General features: G+C 59.6%; 15 protein-coding genes, 4 tRNA genes and 1 pseudogene. 11 read left to right on the top strand and 9 right to left on the bottom strand.

The features are described 5' to 3' along the window. The first annotated feature begins 9 nt into the window (after positions 1–9). The 7 genes and pseudogenes from clpB to AD663_RS29705 all read left to right on the top strand — a co-directional run bounded on the left by clpB (position 10) and on the right by AD663_RS29705 (position 5,057). Positions 10–2,574 carry an ATP-dependent chaperone ClpB gene (gene clpB, locus AD663_RS23045; RefSeq protein ID WP_003185548.1) on the top strand — a complete coding sequence of 855 codons (2,565 nt, stop codon included), beginning with the start codon at positions 10–12 and terminating at the stop codon, positions 2,572–2,574. A 299-nt stretch (positions 2,575–2,873) separates the two neighbouring features. Further along, positions 2,874–2,949, top strand: a tRNA-Asn gene (locus tag AD663_RS23040). Positions 2,950–2,956: 7 nt separating this feature from the next. Next, positions 2,957–3,033: transfer RNA gene (locus AD663_RS23035), tRNA-Pro, on the top strand. A gap of 5 nt (positions 3,034–3,038) precedes the next feature. Further along, a tRNA-Lys gene (locus AD663_RS23030) sits at positions 3,039–3,114 on the top strand. A gap of 94 nt (positions 3,115–3,208) precedes the next feature. Then, positions 3,209–3,285: transfer RNA gene (locus AD663_RS23025), tRNA-Pro, on the top strand. Between the two features lie 146 nt (positions 3,286–3,431). After that, positions 3,432–4,202: pseudogene (locus tag AD663_RS29710) on the top strand (MCP four helix bundle domain-containing protein); the annotation flags it as partial. Then, positions 4,194–5,057: a methyl-accepting chemotaxis protein gene (locus AD663_RS29705; RefSeq protein ID WP_371261235.1), complete on the top strand. Its 864-nt coding sequence runs from the start codon at positions 4,194–4,196 to the stop codon at positions 5,055–5,057. The pseudogene AD663_RS29710 and the gene AD663_RS29705, both read left to right, overlap by 9 nt. Before the next feature lie 201 nt (positions 5,058–5,258). On the opposite strand, the gene AD663_RS23015 is transcribed toward AD663_RS29705, so the two are convergent. Genes AD663_RS23015 through AD663_RS23000 form a run of 4 tightly spaced genes read right to left on the bottom strand, consistent with a single transcriptional unit; the run spans position 5,259 to position 7,994 of the window. Beyond that, entirely contained in the window at positions 5,259–6,557 is a 1,299-nt protein-coding gene (locus tag AD663_RS23015; RefSeq protein ID WP_053214602.1) for an NAD(P)/FAD-dependent oxidoreductase, read from the bottom strand. 60 nt (positions 6,558–6,617) lie between these two features. Next, positions 6,618–6,791, bottom strand: a complete 174-nt coding sequence (locus tag AD663_RS23010; protein WP_003185543.1) for a DUF3094 domain-containing protein — start codon at positions 6,789–6,791, stop codon at positions 6,618–6,620. Positions 6,792–6,843: 52 nt separating this feature from the next. Then, a complete protein-coding gene (locus AD663_RS23005) occupies positions 6,844–7,371 on the bottom strand; it encodes an MOSC domain-containing protein (protein ID WP_003185541.1) in 528 nt (175 codons plus the stop codon). Further along, on the bottom strand, positions 7,368–7,994 hold the full coding sequence (locus tag AD663_RS23000) for a DUF1780 domain-containing protein (RefSeq protein WP_003185538.1): 627 nt from the start codon (positions 7,992–7,994) through the stop codon (positions 7,368–7,370). The genes AD663_RS23005 and AD663_RS23000 overlap by 4 nt, the downstream gene beginning before the upstream one ends. A gap of 227 nt (positions 7,995–8,221) precedes the next feature. Here AD663_RS23000 and AD663_RS22995 point away from each other — a divergent pair, with 227 nt between their 5' ends. After that, a complete protein-coding gene (locus tag AD663_RS22995) occupies positions 8,222–8,908 on the top strand; it encodes an energy-coupling factor ABC transporter permease (protein ID WP_003185535.1) in 687 nt (228 codons plus the stop codon). Between the two features lie 63 nt (positions 8,909–8,971). Beyond that, on the top strand, positions 8,972–9,187 hold the full coding sequence (locus tag AD663_RS22990) for a hypothetical protein (protein ID WP_003185533.1): 216 nt from the start codon (positions 8,972–8,974) through the stop codon (positions 9,185–9,187). Here the strand turns inward: AD663_RS22990 and yacG are convergent. From yacG to pilB, 5 genes are read right to left on the bottom strand one after another with little or no spacing between them, the layout of a single operon-like run. Continuing rightward, on the bottom strand, positions 9,184–9,384 hold the full coding sequence (gene yacG / locus AD663_RS22985) for a DNA gyrase inhibitor YacG (RefSeq protein ID WP_003185531.1): 201 nt from the start codon (positions 9,382–9,384) through the stop codon (positions 9,184–9,186). The genes AD663_RS22990 and yacG overlap by 4 nt on opposite strands. Next, complete coding sequence (gene coaE / locus AD663_RS22980; RefSeq protein WP_003185529.1) at positions 9,381–10,004, bottom strand: dephospho-CoA kinase; 624 nt, start codon at positions 10,002–10,004, stop codon at positions 9,381–9,383. The genes yacG and coaE overlap by 4 nt, the downstream gene beginning before the upstream one ends. A 12-nt stretch (positions 10,005–10,016) precedes the next feature. Beyond that, entirely contained in the window at positions 10,017–10,886 is an 870-nt protein-coding gene (locus AD663_RS22975; protein ID WP_053214601.1) for an A24 family peptidase, read from the bottom strand. 1 nt (position 10,887) lies between these two features. Then, positions 10,888–12,105 (bottom strand): type II secretion system F family protein, encoded by a 1,218-nt coding sequence (locus AD663_RS22970; RefSeq protein WP_003185526.1) that lies wholly within the window; start codon positions 12,103–12,105, stop codon positions 10,888–10,890. 2 nt (positions 12,106–12,107) lie between these two features. After that, positions 12,108–13,808, bottom strand: coding sequence for a type IV-A pilus assembly ATPase PilB (gene pilB, locus AD663_RS22965; RefSeq protein ID WP_003185524.1), 1,701 nt, complete (start codon positions 13,806–13,808; stop codon positions 12,108–12,110). A 224-nt stretch (positions 13,809–14,032) separates the two neighbouring features. Between pilB and AD663_RS22960 the strand changes: the two genes are divergently transcribed. Together AD663_RS22960 and AD663_RS22955 are read left to right on the top strand one after the other, a co-directional pair. Beyond that, on the top strand, positions 14,033–14,443 hold the full coding sequence (locus AD663_RS22960) for a pilin (RefSeq protein ID WP_003185521.1): 411 nt from the start codon (positions 14,033–14,035) through the stop codon (positions 14,441–14,443). A gap of 269 nt (positions 14,444–14,712) precedes the next feature. After that, positions 14,713–15,066: a BON domain-containing protein gene (locus AD663_RS22955; RefSeq protein WP_003185519.1), complete on the top strand. Its 354-nt coding sequence runs from the start codon at positions 14,713–14,715 to the stop codon at positions 15,064–15,066. Positions 15,067–15,282: the final 216 nt, after the last annotated feature.

The following is a 15,282-nucleotide window of genomic DNA, read 5'->3' as shown; positions in this document are numbered from 1 at the left end:
AGGTGACCCATGCGTATTGATCGTTTAACCAGCAAATTACAATTGGCCCTGTCCGACGCCCAGTCTTTGGCCGTCGGCCTGGACCATCCCGGTATCGAACCGGCGCATTTGATGCAAGCCATGCTCGAACAGCAGGGCGGCTCCATCAAGCCGCTGCTGATGCAGGTCGGCTTTGACGTCAACAGCCTGCGTAAAGAGCTGGCGAAAGAACTCGACCAACTGCCCAAAATCCAGAATCCGACCGGTGACGTGAATATGTCCCAGGATCTGGCGCGGTTGCTCAACCAGGCCGATCGCCTGGCCCAGCAGAAGGGCGACCAGTTCATTTCCAGCGAGCTGGTGTTACTCGCCGCCATGGACGAGAACAGCAAGCTCGGTAAATTGTTGCTCGGCCAGGGCGTGAGCAAGAAAGCCCTGGAGACGGCTATCAACAACCTGCGGGGCGGCGAAGCGGTCAACGACGCCAACCACGAAGAGTCGCGCCAGGCGTTGGACAAATACACCGTCGACCTGACCAAGCGCGCCGAGGAAGGCAAGCTCGACCCGGTGATCGGCCGCGACGACGAGATCCGTCGCACGATCCAGGTGCTGCAACGCCGCACCAAGAACAACCCGGTGCTGATCGGTGAGCCAGGCGTGGGTAAGACCGCCATCGCCGAGGGGCTGGCCCAGCGCATCATCAATGGCGAGGTGCCGGACGGTCTCAAGGGCAAACGCCTGTTGTCCCTGGACATGGGCGCGTTGATCGCCGGTGCCAAATACCGTGGCGAATTCGAAGAGCGACTCAAATCCCTGCTCAATGAATTGTCCAAGCAGGAAGGGCAGATCATCCTGTTCATCGATGAATTGCACACCATGGTCGGGGCGGGCAAGGGCGAAGGCTCGATGGATGCCGGCAACATGCTCAAGCCTGCGCTGGCCCGTGGCGAGTTGCATTGCGTCGGCGCGACCACGCTTAACGAGTACCGCCAATACATAGAGAAAGATGCGGCCCTGGAGCGGCGCTTCCAGAAAGTATTGGTTGAAGAACCGAGCGAAGAAGACACCATCGCTATCCTGCGTGGCCTTAAAGAGCGCTACGAGGTTCACCACAAAGTGGCGATTACCGATGGTGCGATCATCGCGGCGGCCAAGCTCAGTCATCGCTACATCACCGACCGGCAATTGCCGGACAAGGCCATCGACCTGATCGACGAGGCTGCCAGCCGCATCCGCATGGAGATCGACTCCAAGCCGGAAGTGCTGGATCGGTTGGAGCGGCGCTTGATTCAGCTCAAAGTCGAATCCCAGGCCTTGAAGAAAGAAAGCGACGAAGCGGCGAAGAAGCGCCTGGAAAGATTGCAGGAAGAAATCCTTCGCCATGAGCGCGAGTATTCCGATCTCGAGGAGATCTGGAATTCGGAGAAAGCCGAAGTCCAGGGTTCGGCGCAGATCCAGCAGAAGATCGAACAGTCTCGTCAGGAGCTGGAGGCGGCGCGCCGCAAAGGCGACCTCAACCGCATGGCGGAGCTGCAGTACGGGGTGATCCCGGATCTGGAGCGCAGCCTGCAAATGGTCGACCAGCACGGCAAGAGCGAAAACCAACTGCTGCGCAGCAAGGTCACCGAGGAAGAGATTGCCGAAGTGGTCTCCAAGTGGACCGGCATTCCGGTCTCGAAGATGCTTGAAGGCGAGCGCGACAAGCTGCTGAAGATGGAAAGCCTGCTGCACCAGCGCGTGATCGGCCAGGAAGAAGCGGTGGTGGCGGTGTCCAACGCCGTGCGCCGGTCCCGTGCCGGGTTGTCGGACCCTAACCGGCCGAGCGGCTCGTTCATGTTCCTCGGCCCGACCGGTGTCGGTAAAACCGAGCTGTGCAAGGCGCTGGCCGAGTTCCTGTTCGACACGGAAGAGGCCATGGTGCGCATCGACATGTCCGAGTTCATGGAGAAACACTCCGTGGCACGGCTGATCGGCGCCCCTCCGGGCTATGTCGGCTATGAAGAGGGCGGTTACCTGACCGAGGCTGTGCGTCGCAAGCCGTATTCGGTCATCTTGCTCGACGAGGTCGAGAAGGCTCACCCGGATGTGTTCAACATCCTGCTGCAAGTGCTGGAAGACGGTCGCTTGACTGACAGCCACGGGCGCACGGTGGACTTTCGCAACACTGTCATCGTGATGACCTCCAACCTGGGCTCGACGCAGATTCAGGAATTGGTAGGGGATCGCGAAGCGCAACGCGCTGCGGTGATGGACGCGATCTCTACCCATTTCCGCCCGGAATTCATCAACCGTGTCGACGAAGTGGTGATCTTCGAGCCGCTGGCACGTGACCAGATTGCCGGTATCACCGAAATCCAGCTGGGACGCCTGCGCAGCCGCCTCACCGAGCGCGAGCTCAAGCTGCAACTGAGCGACGAAGCCTTGGACAAGTTGATTGCCGTGGGTTACGACCCGGTCTACGGCGCGCGGCCGCTGAAGCGGGCGATCCAGCGCTGGATCGAAAACCCGTTGGCGCAGTTGATTTTGTCCGGCCGCTTCATGCCGGGCGAAACCGTGACCGGTACGGTGGAGAACGACGAAATCATCTTCAACTGAAAGCCGGTATAGCCCGCTGTTGAAATGGCCTCGCCTGACGAGGCCATTTTTTTCATCAGGCCGTTGAACTCAAAGGAAAAGGCTTGTAAAGTGCGCCCCGCAGTACGTCACCCCCAGGAAGACTTCTCCCTGAGAAGGAATCCAAAATAAGTTGCAAATCATTGTCTTGAAAGCAATTTAAGGGGTTGACAGAGGTTCTGAAAATTGTAGAATAGCGCGCCTCAGACACACGAACGCAGCGATGCAGACGGGTAGAAGAGGTTGAAGCTAGCTTCAATGCAGTAACTTGAAATATCAGTTCCGTGATAGCTCAGTCGGTAGAGCAAATGACTGTTAATCATTGGGTCCCAGGTTCGAGTCCTGGTCACGGAGCCATTTCAATCGGGGTATAGCGCAGTCCGGTAGCGCGCCTGCTTTGGGAGCAGGATGTCAGGAGTTCGAATCCCCTTACCCCGACCATTTTTGGGTCGTTAGCTCAGTTGGTAGAGCAGTTGGCTTTTAACCAATTGGTCGTAGGTTCGAATCCCACACGACCCACCATTTTTGAAACCAGTTCGCTGGAATCGAATCTTAAGATCAGAGGCCAAAAGCGCTGATCGAGGAAGGCGACTTTCAAAGGTCGCCTTTTTTTTACCGGGGTATAGCGCAGTCCGGTAGCGCGCCTGCTTTGGGAGCAGGATGTCAGGAGTTCGAATCCCCTTACCCCGACCATATTAAAAATCCTCGTATCGAAAGATACGGGGATTTTTTTTGCGTGCGAAAAACCGCAAGCCTTCAAGTTGTCATACAACCTGCCGATAACCCGCCGACAGGGGCATGGCCCCACACCAGGCCAACAATAAAAAAGGCACTCCACTATGTTTCTTCGTCAGCTGAATATCGCCCCCCGCGCGGCGTTGGGTTTCGCCTTGATCGCCTTTCTGGTCGCATTGCTCGGGGTGTTTGCGCTGGGGCAGATGTCGAGCATCCGTGACAGCGAAGTGGCAGTGGAAACCCAGTGGTTGCCCAGTATTCGCGGCGGTGACGAAATCCGCGAATTGATGCTGCGTATTCGCACCATTTCCTTGCGCATGGCCTTGGATCAGGACCCGAAGAACACCTCGGTATACCGCGGTCAAATGGACACCCGTGACAAGGAGCTGAGCGAAAAAATCGCCAGCTACGAAAAACTTGTCGTCACGCCCGAGGGCAAGGCGCTCTACGAACAATTCAAGCAAACCTTCGCCGCGTACCGTGCGGGCATCGCCCAGTCTTTCACCCTGGCGGAGCAGGGGCGCCGTGACGACTTGATCAAGCTGTTGCTGGTGGACATGAAAACCGTGGTGGACGGTTCCGGCAAACAGCTCAACGACCTGGCAGAGCTGTTTTCCAAGCAAGTGACGATCGAGAGCCAGAAGTCCCAGGAGCACTACGCCAATTCGCGCATGATCGTCAGCCTGTTCATCGTGCTGGCTGCATTGGCCACGGTGGCCCTGGCCATGTTGCTGACGCGCAGTATCGTCAAGCCCTTGAGCGAGGCGCTGGACGCTGCGGAAAACGTCGCCCGTGGTGACCTGACCCGTCCGATTGAAACCCACGGCAACGACGAAGTGAGCCGTCTGCTCAAGGCGCTGGCCACCATGCAGCAGAACCTGCGCGAGACGTTGCAGAACATCAGTGGCTCGGCGACGCAGTTGGCAACGGCTGCCGACGAACTCAACGCGGTGACCCTCGACAGTACTCAGAGCCTGCAACAGCAGAACAATGAAATCGAACAGGCGGCCACTGCAGTCACCGAAATGACCACCGCCGTGGAAGAGGTCGCGCGCAACGCGGTTTCCACTTCCGATGCCACGCGTCAGTCCAGTGAGTCGGCCTCCATGGGTCAGCAACGGGTCAGTGACACAGTGGACGCCATTGGTGCCCTCGCCAGCGATGTGCAGGTGACCGGCGGCCTGGTGCAGTCCCTGGCCAACCAGTCGCAGGATATCGGCAAGGTCCTGGATGTGATCCGGGCTATCGCCGAGCAAACCAACCTGCTGGCTCTCAACGCTGCCATCGAAGCGGCCCGTGCGGGCGAGAGCGGTCGCGGTTTTGCGGTAGTGGCCGACGAGGTGCGGGCGCTGGCTTACCGCACGCAGCAATCGACCCAAGAGATCGAGCAGATGGTCCAGGGCATGCGCAGCGGCGCCACCCAAGCGCTGGATTCCATGCAAGCCAGTTCCACCCGGGCGGCCAGCACCCTGGCGATGGCGGAGCGGGCAGGCGAGGCGTTGCAGACCATCACCGCATCGGTAAACGAAATCCACGAACGCAACCTGGTGATCGCCAGCGCTGCCGAAGAACAGGCACAGGTCGCCCGTGAGGTTGACCGCAACCTGGTGAATATCCGGGACCTGTCGGTGCGCTCGGCCACCGGCGCAGACCAGACCAGCGCGTCCAGCCATGAATTGTCGCAACTGGCGAATTCGTTGCGCACGATGGTGCAGCGGTTTCAGGTTTGATTGAAGAACGGAGTCGGCGCTCAACCACCCGCTAGATGGATGGGTGTCGACTGCGCTACCGTCTTCGCGAGCAAGCCCGCTCCCACAGTTAATCGCGTACATATGCTGTACCGAGTCTCCTGTGGGAGCGGGCTTGCTCGCGAAGGCTATAGTTGCGACGACAGAGTTTTAAAGTTCGCCGCTGCTGTAAGAAGCTTAGCCTCAGTGCAACTTGAGCCTAGGCTCAGTGCCACGCCCAATCATGCTACCCAGCATCAGCATCGCCGTGCGGAACATGCCGTACAGCGCCATCTGGTGCATGCGGTACAGCGATACGTAGAACATCCGCGCCAGCCAACCTTCGAGCATCACGCTACCGGTCAGGTTGCCCATCAGGTTGCCCACCGCCGAGAAACGCGACAGCGAGATCAGCGAGCCGTAGTCGGTGTATTTGTATTCGGGCAGGGCTTTGCCTTCGATCCGCAGCTTCAACGACTTGGCCAGCAGCGAGGCCTGCTGGTGCGCGGCCTGGGCGCGGGGCGGGACGTTGCGGTCGCTGCCCGGTTGCGGGCAGGCCGCGCAATCGCCGAAGGCAAAGATGTTCTCGTCGCGGCTGGTCTGGAGTGTCGGCAGGACTTGTAGCTGATTGATCCGGTTGGTTTCCAGTCCATCGATGTCCTTGAGAAAACCCGGCGCGCGGATGCCGGCGGCCCAGACTTTGAGGCTGGCATCGATCACTTTGCCATCGGCAGTGATCAGGCTATCGGCGGTCACTTGGCTGACGGCGGCGTTGGTCATGACGTTGACCCCGAGTTTTTCCAGGGTCTTGTGCACCGGACCGCTGATGCGCTCGGGCAAGGCTGGAAGCACGCGTGGCCCGGCTTCGATCAGGGTGATGTGCATGTTTTCCGGCTTGATTCGGTCCAGGCCGTAGGCCGCCAGCTCATGGGCGGCATTGTGCAGCTCGGCGGCCAGTTCGACGCCGGTCGCACCGGCGCCGACGATGGCGACGCTGATACGCTCGACCACATCGGTCTGGCCGGCATGGGCGCGCAGGTAATGGTTGAGCAATTGCTGGTGGAAGCGCTCGGCCTGCTTGCGCGTGTCGAGGAACAGGCAATGCTGCGCCGCGCCTTCGGTGCCGAAGTCATTGGTGGTGCTGCCAACCGCGATGACCAAAGTGTCGTAGCCCAGTTCCCGGGCCGGCAACAGCTCCACACCCGCCTCGTCATAGGTAGCGGCCAGTTGGATTTTCTTCAGTTCACGGTCCAGGCCACTCATGCGCCCCAACTGGAACTCGAAGTGGTTCCATTTTGCCTGGGCGACATAGTTGAGTTCGTCTTCGGAGGAGTTTAGCGAACCGGCAGCCACTTCGTGCAGCAGGGGTTTCCAGATGTGGGTCAGGTTCGCGTCGACCAGCATCACACTGGCCGTGCCACGCTTGCCCAGAGTCTTACCCAGGCGGGTCGCCAACTCCAGGCCGCCGGCGCCGCCGCCAACGATGACAATACGATGAGTCATGGGGATATCTCGCAAGGCTAAAGGAAATCGGTGCCGTTACCCGAGCGAGCGCGATGCGGCTCATAGCGTCAGGTAACTGATCAGTCGGCTCAACAGGCCCAGGCCGATGGTCACGGCCAGCACCACCACCAGGAGCATCCACGGCCGGAAAGGCCGGCGCTCGACTCGGTGCTGGGACAGTTGCAGGTACTCTTCGACATGCTTCTGGTCATCTGGGTTCAGGCGGCTGGTCATAAAGGCCTCGTCAGGTAGACGTTGCGAATTGTTTGGACGCTACAGCGTCCAGCTATCCGGCATTGAAAGCAGCGTAGCCGCTCGCCGGGACGGGCTCGACGCTCAAGCGGTCGTCCAGGCGAATGATTCCACTTTTTAACACTCGTGCGGTGATTCCACCATGGCCGCGCACGGCCTGAAACGTACCTTCACCCAAGTTGCGCTCCAAGCGTGCGCAGGGCTGGCACCAGCCGGTGGTTTCGAAGATGGCCTGGCCGATGCGAAAGCGTCGGCCCTTGAGGCTGAACAGATTGATGCCGCTGACGGCGATGTTGCGGCGCAACTCTTGCGGCAGTACGGGACGATCCGCCGGGCGGCCCATCAGCGAGCCGATGACGGCCAGGTGTTCCCACTGGATCAACGTCACCTGTCGCGCATTGCGCACTCCCGGACGGGCATGATCGCCAGTCAGTCCTGCTTCCAGGCGCGCCTCCACGGCGTCCAGTTCGATCATCGGTGCGTGCCCCTCGGGGCGTACGCCGATCCAGCGCACGCAGCCCTGCTGCGGCACTGCGCCAATCAATTCCTGCAGGGGGCTCAAAGACTGATCCCCACATCGAAGACGATGCTGCGGCCCAGGTTGCCTCGCAGGAAATCCGGTGCGTCGGGGTGGGCGAACAGCACCCGGGCAAACGTCGGCCCCACCAGTGACAGTGAACGCCAACCCTGGCGCAGGTACTCGGTGGGCGGCGGAAAGTGGCTGTTGAGGTCCAGCACTTCACGCTTGAGGCTGGCGAACGCAATGATGTCCAACTCCCCCAGGTCCATGCCGCGTTCGGTGTAGTTGTGGGCTTTCTTGCGCAGGGTCGGGGCCAGCCGGAGCAGGAACTCATTGGCCGGGATCCGGCGTGGCTTGGCTTCGCGGCGCACCAGTTGGCTCAATGAAAATGCGCTGCGACGCCGTTGCAGTTCGTCGCGCCATTCGTCATTGAGGCGACGGCCCTCGTCAAGCACGAAAAACACCTCGAAATTGGCATCGCGAAACAACACGTCCGGCGGCTCTCCCGCAGGGGCGAACTCGTCGGCACGGTACGGCACGTTCAAGCCTTGCAGCAGACGCTGGCAGACCCAACGCTCACGCTCCCATTTGCGGGCATTGGAGAGAAAGGCGTTGGCTTGCTCGGCCGCGATGGTCAGCAGGCGTAAGTAGTCGGAATCATCCATGAATCCAAGCTTAGCGTTCTATTGCGACAAGCTGAAAGCATTGCGTTGATTATTGAGACTTTAGGGTGGGGTGTAGACTGCTGGCTTGAAGTGACCGTGGCGAGGGAGCTTGCTCCCGCTCGAGCGCGAAGCGGTCGCAAATTCTTTAGGGCTGCTTCGCAACCCCACGGGAGCAAGCTCCCTCGCCACGGAAGGTTGATGCAACGACAAACGAAAGGAGTTGTTTCATGATCGGCGCCGAACTGCTCTCACCCCAGACCCTGGCGGCCGGCTGGCTGGTTTATGTGCCGGTGCTGGCCTGGGCCGTATGGCGGGCGCCGTGGGTCGAGTTGTTCACCGACGGCCGTCGCCAGCACTTGTTGTTCGGCACCGTGCTGGCACTGTTCATGTTGTGGCTGGTGCGACGGGACTTCGACACGGGCGTCTCGTATCATTTCATTGGCATGACGGCCGTGACGTTGCTGCTGGACTGGCCGCTGGCGATCCTCGGTGGATTTTGTGCCCAGCTTGCGTTGGTGTTGCTGGGGCGCCAGGACATGGCGGCGATAGGCGTCAATGGCGCGCTGCTGATCCTGTTGCCGGTACTGATCACCGAGTGCTGCGCGATCCTGGTAGAGCGCGCCCAGCCGCGTAATCTGTTTGTGTATATCTTCTGTTCCGGGTTTCTCGCCGCCGCACTTTCGGCGTTGGCCTGCCTGCTGCTGGGGCTTGGCTTGCTGTGGTACGACGGCATATTCGCCATGCCTTATTGGCTGGAGGATTTCGTGGGTTATCTCTGGCTGATCATTTTTCCCGAAGCGTTCATCAACGGCATGGTGATCAGCGCGCTGGTGGTATTCAGCCCCGAATGGCTGGAGACCTTCAACCGCACGCGCTACTTGTCGGCGCCCTGGAACGATGACGACAAGCCTTGATTCACGTCAAGGCTGGCCGGGCAGGCGCCCTTCATGCTCTGGAAAATTTCCAGGAGCACAGCCATGAGTGTTTATGAATGGGCCAGGCAAGAAATCAGGCGTAGCCACGATGCGGCAATGGAGATCGGTTTCGATCCGGGCTTGAGCCTGCGTGCCTTGCTCAGCGCAATCGTGCAGCAGAGCAAGACAGTACGCAGTGTTGAAGACCTGGCCGATGAGTTGAGTTTCCTGGCGGAAAATCTCGATGATGAACAGGACTACGGTTTCATGCGGCCTTAATGGCGAGGCTCGAAATCTTCGCTGAACAGCTCATCCTCGGCGTCGGGACTGACTGGAATCTTGTGTTCCTCCGACGCCCAGGCGCCCAGGTCGATCAGTTTGCAGCGATCGGAGCAGAACGGCCGGAACTTGTTCTCCGGGCTCCATTCCACAGGGGCGCCACAGGTAGGGCAATCGACGGTTGGGGTTTGGCTCATGATTGGCCTCCACGCAAAGTAAGGTAAAAGTGATGCAGGCGCTCGACCTCGCTGTGCAGCCAGGCGAGGTCGCGGTCATTGACCACCACATCGTCGGCGTGGCTCAAGCGATCCTGGCGACTGGATTGGGCCTTGAGGATCGCCTGGACCTGCTGCTCGCTGGTCTGGTCGCGCTGCAAGGTGCGCTTGATCTGCAATTGTTCCGGCGCATCGATCACCAGGATCCGCTGGGCCATGGCGTACTGCCCCGACTCGATCAACAGCGGCGACACCAGGATCGCGTAGGGTGATTGTGCCTGGGCCAGATGGTGAGCGATTTCCTCGGCGATCAGCGGATGCAACAGTGCTTCGAGCCAGCGACGCTCCTCGGCATCTTCGAAGATCAGTTTACGCAGGGCCGCTCGGTCCAGCGTGCCGTCGGCCTGCAACACACCTGGACCGAAGTGTCCGGCTATTTCAGCCAACGCCGGACGGCCCGGCTCGACGACCCAGCGCGCCGCATGATCGGCGTCGACAACGTGCACGCCCAGGTCGATGAAGTGCTGGGCCGCCGCGCTCTTGCCGCTGCCGATGCCACCGGTCAGACCGAGAATCCAGGGTTGTTCCACACGGTTATTCATAAAGGATCGACATTAGAAACCGACAGACTGCCAATAGAAGTGGCTTATTTGACCACCCCAGAGCAAGGCAATCCAGCCGGCAATGGCCAGATAGGGTCCGAAGGGGATTTGGGTCGACCCTGGAGCGTCGCGCAGGCGCAGCACAATGACCCCGACTACGGCGCCCACCAACGATGACAACAGCAACGTCAGCGGCAGGATCTGCCAGCCGCCCCAGGCGCCCAGCATTGCCAGCAGCTTGAAATCTCCATAGCCCATGCCTTCCTTGCCGGTGATCAGCTTGAACACCCAGAACACCGACCACAGCGCCAGGTAGCCGGCCACCGCGCCCCACAGGGCCTGGTCCAGGGAGACGAACAGCCCGAAGCTGTTGATGATCAAGCCTAGCCACAACAGCGGCAGTACCAGTGCGTCGGGCAGCAATTGATGCTCGGCGTCGATCAGGCTCATCCCCAGCAGGCCCCAGGTCAGCACCATCACCATCGCGGCTTGCCAGCCAAAGCCGAAATGCCAGGCAACGAACGCCGACAGCGCGCCGCAGGCCAGCTCGGTCAGCGGGTAACGTCTGCCGATAGGCGCCGCGCAGCTGGAGCAACGGCCGCGCAGCAGCAGGTAGCTGAGTACCGGGATATTCTCCCAGGCCCGGATGCGATGGTTGCAGTGGGGGCATTGGGAATGCGGCAGCATCAGGTTATAGACCGGGCCAGGGGCCTCGGCCGGCAGGCCCAGCAGGTCTTGGGCTTGCAGGCGCCATTCGCGGTTGAGCATCTTAGGCAGGCGCCACACCACCACGTTGAGGAAGCTGCCGATGATCAGGCCGAGCAATGCCGCAACGAGTACGAAAGCCAGGGGATACAGCAGGAAGAATTCGCTCAGGGGCATGTCAGATCGCAGAGCCGAGTTGAAAGATGGGCAGGTACATGGCAACCACCAGGCCGCCGACGACCACCCCCAGGACCACCATGATGAAGGGTTCCATCAGGCTGGTGAGGTTGTCCACCAGATTGTCCACCTCGGCCTCATAAAAGCTCGCCACCTTGTCGAGCATGTCGTCCAGTGCGCCGGATTCCTCGCCGATGGCGGTCATCTGGATCGCCAGGTTCGGAAAGATGCCCGAGGCACGCATGGAAAAATTCAACTGCATGCCGGTCGAGACATCTTGGCGAATGCGTTGTACCGCGCGTTTGAATACCACGTTGCCGGTGGCCCCCGACACTGAATCCAGCGCCTCCACCAGCGGCACGCCGGCGGCGAAGGTGGTGGAAAGCGTGCGGGCATAGCGGGCCACGGCGGATTTGTACATCAAGGCACCAATCAGCGGCAGCTTGAGCAACCATTTATCGCGCCAGTCACGAAAGGCCTGGGAGCGTCTGAGGGCGTATCTCACCCCAAAAAACGTACCCACGAATCCGCCAAGCACCACCCACCACCACTCCTGCAAGAACTCCGACAGGCCGATGACCATCACCGTGAAGGCCGGCAGTTGTGCACCGAACCCTGAAAAGACCGATTCGAATTGGGGCACCACTTTGACCAGCAGGATGCCGGTGACCACCGCCGCGACCACCACCACGGCCGCTGGGTAGGTCATGGCTTTCTTGATCTTGGCCTTCAGCGCCTCGCTCTTTTCCTTGTAGGTCGCGACCCGATCCAGCAGCGTATCCAGGGCGCCGGCCTGCTCACCGGCGTCCACCAGGTTGCAGTAGAGATCATCGAAATATTGCGGGCATTTGCGCAGCGACGCGGCGAAACTGTTGCCGGCGGCGACTTCCTGTTTCACTTCGTCCACCAGTTTGCGCATGTTGGCGTTATCGAAGCCTTCGCCGATGATGTCGAACGCTTGCAGCAACGGCACGCCGGCCTTGAGCATCGTTGCCATCTGGCGAGTGAAAAGAGCGATGTCCAGCGGCTTGATGCGCTTGCCCTTGCTGAATATCGAGGTGGATTTCTTGCGGACCTTTTGTGGATTGATGCCTTGCTTACGCAGTTGTGCCTTGACCAGGGCCGGGCTCTGGCCCGTCAGCTCGCCAGTCATTTTCGTGCCTTTGCGGTCCTTGCCTTCCCACGTGTAGACATCGGTTTTGACTGCCTTGACGGCCATGTTCAATCCTTGGTGACTCGGTTGATTTCTTCCAGGCTGGTGACGCCCTGCATCACTTTGACCAGCCCCGACGTGCGCAGGTCATTGAAGCCGTCCTTGCGCATTTGCAGGTCGATCTCCAGCGAGTTGCCCTCGGCCATGATCAATCGTTGCAGTTCAGGCGTGTTCTTGACCACTTCGTAGACGCCCACCCGCCCTTTGTAGCCGTGGTTGCACTGTTCACAACCGACCGGCTCATAGATCGTGAATGTGCCGATGCGTTCCCGGGGGAAACTTTCCTTGAGCAGGGTTTCCTCGGGAACCTCGATAGTCTTCTTGCAATGGGTGCACAGCTTGCGGGCCAGCCGTTGGGCGATGATCAGATGCACCGCCGTGGCGATGTTGAAGCCCGGGATGCCCATGTTCTGCAGACGGATCAGGGTTTCGGCGGCGCTGTTGGTGTGCAGCGTGGAAAGTACCAGGTGACCGGTCTGGGCAGCCTTGATGGCGATTTCGGCGGTTTCCAGGTCGCGGATTTCCCCGACCATGATCACATCCGGGTCCTGGCGCAGGAACGAGCGCAGGGCTTGGGCGAAATCCAGGCCCTGGCGCGGGTTCACGTTGACCTGGTTGATCCCTTCCATATTGATTTCCACCGGGTCTTCGGCGGTGGAAATATTGATGTCGACGGTGTTGAGGATGTTCAGGCCGGTGTAGAGCGAGACGGTCTTGCCCGAGCCGGTCGGGCCGGTGACCAGGATCAGCCCTTGTGGCTGTTTGAGGGCGGCCATGTACAGGTCTTTCTGGTCCGGTTCGTAACCCAGGGCATCGATGCCCATTTGCGCGCTGGATGGGTCGAGGATCCGGATCACGACTTTTTCGCCCCACAACGTAGGTAGAGTGTTGACCCGGAAATCGATGGATTTGGTTTTCGACAGGCGCATCTTCAGCCGGCCGTCCTGGGGTTTGCGTCGTTCGGAAATATCCAGGCTGGCCATGACTTTGAGACGGGCCGCGATACGGGTGGCCAACTGGATCGGCGGCTTGGCCACTTCCCGGAGCATACCGTCAGTGCGCACCCGTACCCGGTAGCTTTTTTCGTAAGGCTCGAAATGCAGGTCGGAGGAACCGCCCTTGATTGCATCCAGCAGCATCTTGTTGACGAAGCGCACCACCGGCGCGTCGTCAGTGTCCAGGCCCCCTATGGCGTCCTGCTTGCGATCGTCGTCGGACTCGATGTCCAGGCCGTCGAGATCGACATCGCCCATGCCTTCAAGGCCCGTGCTGCTGGATTCGAAGAACCGGTCGATGGCGTCGCTGAGCTTGTCGGCCTCCACCAGGATCGCTTCGGTGGTCAGGCCGGTGCTGAATTGAATGTCCTTGATGGCCTGGTCGTTCGACGGGTCGCAGATGCCGACGAATAACTTGTTGCCGCGTCGCCACAACGGCAAGGCGTGATGCTGGCGCATCAGTTTTTCACTGATCAGGCCAGTGGGCTGGGCTTCCTTGTCCAGGCTGTTGAGGTCCATGAGGGCTACGCCGAAGTGTTCCGAGGCGACTTCGGCGATCCGGCGGCTCTGGACCATTTTGTTCTGTACCAGGTAACTGACCAGGGGCACGCGATTGCGTTGAGCCTGCTGGTAGGCCTGTTGCGCAGTTTGTTCGGTGATCAGTTCGGCCAATACCAATTGCTTGGCCAAGCCGCTGAGGGCGATGTCATTCATGTGGATACCGGACGCAGACAGTTCATGACTTATAGCCTAGTCAAGCATCGGCGCCAAACCAGCGGGGTGGGGTGACAAAAAGTGTCAGATAGTGCGGTTGTGGGGGGAGGACGTTGGGCTCCTGGCCGCTTCAAGCCCTGTCGACAGGGGGCGAGAAGGTTGGCACATGCCATGCAAAGCTCGCTTCAAGTCATGAGATTTCGCCTCATGCTATGGAGATGTCTATGAGCAAGCAAAATGGTTTTACCCTGATCGAGCTGCTGATCGTCGTGGCGATCATTGGCATTCTGGCGACTTTTGCGTTGCCGCAGTATTCCAAGTATCAGGCGCGGGCGAAGGCTACTGCGGGGCTGGGGGAAATTTCGGCGTTGAAGGTGCCCTACGAGGACATGATGAATCAGGGAACTAGCCCAACAGCGGCAAATATGAACATAACGACGCCCACCAGTAACTGCGCAATAGCAGTGACGGGTACCGCTGCGGCGGGAACAGGCACCATCGTTTGCACCCTGGCGAATGCACCTGCTGCCGTCACGGGTAAAACCATCACGCTCAGTCGTGATGCCAATGGCGCCTGGACGTGTGCCTCTAATGCACCCAAGGAATTCTTGCCGGCCGGGTGCCCCGGTGTCTGATATTCGATAAGAATGAGGGAGCATGCTCCCTCATTAATATAAATCACCAAAATTCATAGGCTTAGTGCGACGCCAAAACCCGCAAGTTGCATGTCCCAAATGACCGCTTCATGCATATTGCACGATGATGGAAATTGCCGCTTCGCTTAACTTATTGATTTTAAAGTATTTAATACCTGTTAAAAAACTGGCACAGCCTTCGCACTACTCCTGATAACCCTGCCGGGAAGCACTGCCGGCAGTTTCTGAGAAAAACAGGAGTTACTCGTATGAAGAAGTTCGCTATCACTGCCGCCGCTGCTACCGCACTGACCCTGACCATGGCTAGCGCATTCGCCGAGACCACTCAAGCAACTCAGGCGCCAATGATGCTGGCTGCGGGCGAAGTGACCAAGGCCAAGGAAGAAACCTCCGATACCTGGATCACCACCAAGGTCAAGGCTGACCTGGTTACCGAAAAAGGCATCCCAGGTACCGATATCAAAGTCGAAACCAACAAAGGCGTTGTGTCCTTGTCGTCCACTGTTGCCGTGACTCAGGCGCAAAAGACCACTGCCGTGGCAATCGCCAAGAAGATCAAAGGCGTGAAAGCCGTATCGGCTGACGGCCTGAAAGCCGAATAAGGCTCAAGACTTCTCGCCTGGACCGGGAGAAGGCACGGCAAGCGGGCTGAGTCATACGTTTGCCGTTGCTTTGGAGTTCATGCGAAAGGCCATACGGACGTGGCCATTACAGGCCCCCTGCATTCGTGCCGGGGGCCTGTTCTATTCCGGGATGCAAAGACCTGAGCGGCGGCATGCTCGCAAACCGAGTTGCCTCTTTCGCGAGCAAGCTCGCTC

The sequence above is a fragment of the Pseudomonas sp. Q12-87 genome (assembly GCF_001269755.1).
In the GTDB taxonomy this organism is placed as follows: Bacteria; Pseudomonadota; Gammaproteobacteria; order Pseudomonadales; family Pseudomonadaceae; genus Aquipseudomonas; species Aquipseudomonas fluorescens_S.
This window is presented reverse-complemented; position numbering and strand designations above follow the sequence as displayed.

Bases quoted from the DNA above. Each gene is read 5' to 3' on its own strand.
- clpB (WP_003185548.1), top strand. From the start codon at position 10: ATGCGTATTGATCGTTTAACCAGCAAATTACAATTGGCCCTGTCCGAC.
- AD663_RS29705 (WP_371261235.1), top strand. From the start codon at position 4,194: ATGCAGCAGAACCTGCGCGAGACGTTGCAGAACATCAGTGGCTCGGCG.
- AD663_RS23015 (WP_053214602.1), bottom strand. From the start codon at position 6,557: ATGACTCATCGTATTGTCATCGTTGGCGGCGGCGCCGGCGGCCTGGAG.
- AD663_RS23010 (WP_003185543.1), bottom strand. From the start codon at position 6,791: ATGACCAGCCGCCTGAACCCAGATGACCAGAAGCATGTCGAAGAGTAC.
- AD663_RS23000 (WP_003185538.1), bottom strand. From the start codon at position 7,994: ATGGATGATTCCGACTACTTACGCCTGCTGACCATCGCGGCCGAGCAA.
- AD663_RS22995 (WP_003185535.1), top strand. From the start codon at position 8,222: ATGATCGGCGCCGAACTGCTCTCACCCCAGACCCTGGCGGCCGGCTGG.
- AD663_RS22990 (WP_003185533.1), top strand. From the start codon at position 8,972: ATGAGTGTTTATGAATGGGCCAGGCAAGAAATCAGGCGTAGCCACGAT.
- yacG (WP_003185531.1), bottom strand. From the start codon at position 9,384: ATGAGCCAAACCCCAACCGTCGATTGCCCTACCTGTGGCGCCCCTGTG.
- coaE (WP_003185529.1), bottom strand. From the start codon at position 10,004: ATGAATAACCGTGTGGAACAACCCTGGATTCTCGGTCTGACCGGTGGC.
- AD663_RS22975 (WP_053214601.1), bottom strand. From the start codon at position 10,886: ATGCCCCTGAGCGAATTCTTCCTGCTGTATCCCCTGGCTTTCGTACTC.
- AD663_RS22970 (WP_003185526.1), bottom strand. From the start codon at position 12,105: ATGGCCGTCAAGGCAGTCAAAACCGATGTCTACACGTGGGAAGGCAAG.
- pilB (WP_003185524.1), bottom strand. From the start codon at position 13,808: ATGAATGACATCGCCCTCAGCGGCTTGGCCAAGCAATTGGTATTGGCC.
- AD663_RS22960 (WP_003185521.1), top strand. From the start codon at position 14,033: ATGAGCAAGCAAAATGGTTTTACCCTGATCGAGCTGCTGATCGTCGTG.
- AD663_RS22955 (WP_003185519.1), top strand. From the start codon at position 14,713: ATGAAGAAGTTCGCTATCACTGCCGCCGCTGCTACCGCACTGACCCTG.